This is a genomic window from Rhizobacter sp. P3_B12, assembly GCF_056402895.1.
On record NZ_JBFUGN010001258.1, the window covers coordinates 1 to 1,484 of the forward strand.

General features: G+C 71.3%; 2 protein-coding genes and 1 pseudogene. 2 read left to right on the top strand and 1 reads right to left on the bottom strand.

The window, feature by feature from the left end; translation table 11 throughout:
- On the bottom strand, window positions 1-528 hold a 528-nt coding region (locus tag AC1D01_RS34315), incomplete at its 3' end, for an SDR family NAD(P)-dependent oxidoreductase (RefSeq protein ID WP_477873925.1).
- Between the two features lie 103 nt (window positions 529-631).
- On the opposite strand from AC1D01_RS34315, the gene AC1D01_RS34320 reads away from it, so the two are divergent.
- Together AC1D01_RS34320 and AC1D01_RS34325 are read left to right on the top strand one after the other, a co-directional pair.
- Window positions 632-1,153: a hypothetical protein gene (locus AC1D01_RS34320; RefSeq protein WP_477873926.1), complete on the top strand. Its 522-nt coding sequence runs from the start codon at window positions 632-634 to the stop codon at window positions 1,151-1,153.
- Window positions 1,154-1,155: 2 nt separating this feature from the next.
- Window positions 1,156-1,484: pseudogene (locus AC1D01_RS34325) on the top strand (ubiquinone biosynthesis regulatory protein kinase UbiB); the annotation flags it as partial.

Here is a 1,484-nt window from a genome sequence, read left to right on the forward strand (position 1 = left end):
GCGCAGGAAAGCGATCTGCCAGGCCGCATCGCAGCGCGCCAGCTCGCGCAACAGCTCCTCGCCGAGCAGCTTGGTCGTGCCGTAGGGGTTGGTGGCCGACAAGGCTGCATCCTCGGTGATCGGCAGCCGCTCGGGCTGGCCGTAGACGGTGGCCGACGAGCTGAACACCAGCCGCTTGCAGCCGTGGTCCTGCATCACCTGCGCCACGTTGATCAGGCCGCCCAGGTTGTTGCGGTAGTACTCCAGCGGCTTCTGCGCCGATTCGCCGACCGCCTTGTGCGCCGCGAAGTGCACCACCGCATCGATGCGGTGCTGGCTGAACACCGCGTCCATCGCCGCGCGCTCGCAGACGTCGGCCTCGATGAAGACCGGCGCCTGCCCGCCCAGCTCGACCAGGCGCTGCAGCACGGTGCGCGAGCTGTTCGCGAAGTTGTCGACCCCCACCACGTCGAAGCCGGCGGCCTGCAGTGCAAGCCAGGTGTGGGACGCGATGTAGCCGGTGGCACCGGTCAGCAGGATGGTGGGCATGGAATGCAGAGCAGGGAGCAGGGCGCTGGATCATAGGGTCGCACCCCGCCGTCCGACAGCCCCCGGGATGGATGGTCGCGGTCCGCCACCTACAATCCCGCGCATGTTGAATGCCTTCTTCGCGTCGCTCGGCGCCGGTGCGCTGGAGCGCATCACCCTGCTGCTCAATCACGTGATCGCGTCCGAGACCGTCGCGACCGACCGGCTCAAGCCGCATGCCGGCCGCAGCGTGCAGCTCGCGCTCACCGGCTGGCCCCCGCTGCTGCCGCCACCGCCGCAGATCGCGTTCCGCGTGACGCCGGCCGGACTGCTCGAGTGGTGCGGCGAGGAGCCGCCCGCGAACCCGGACCTGCGCGTGACGCTCGACGCCTCGAACCCGGCGCGCCTGGCCGCGCAGTGGTTCGGCGGCGTGCGCCCGAAGGTCGGCATCGAGGGCGATTCGGCCTTCGCCGCCGACGTCAGCTGGCTGATCGACAACCTGCGCTGGGACCTGCAGGACGACCTCGCCAAGATCATCGGCCCGGCCCCGGCGCATGAACTCTCGCGCTTCGCCGCGATGGTGGCCGGCGGCCTGCGCGAGGCGGTGCACGTGCTGCAGGGCCTGGTCAAGCGCCGCGGCGATTGACGATGAGGCACCTGCTGCGGTTGCTGTTCATCGGCTTCATCGTCCTGCGCTACGGGCTCGACGAGCTCGCGTTGTCGGGCTTCCGCCAGCGCTGGGTGCGGGCCCTGGTGCGGGTGATGACGCTCGGCCGCCGCCTGCACGCGCCGCGCGGCGCACGGCTGCGCGAGGCGCTGGAGCGGCTCGGGCCGATCTTCGTCAAGTTCGGCCAGGTGCTGTCGACCCGCCGCGACCTGCTGCCCAACGACCTCGCCGACGAGCTGGCCCGGCTGCAGGACCGCGTGCCGCCGTTCCCGGCAGCGCTCGCGCGCCAGCTGGTCGAGCACGCCTACGG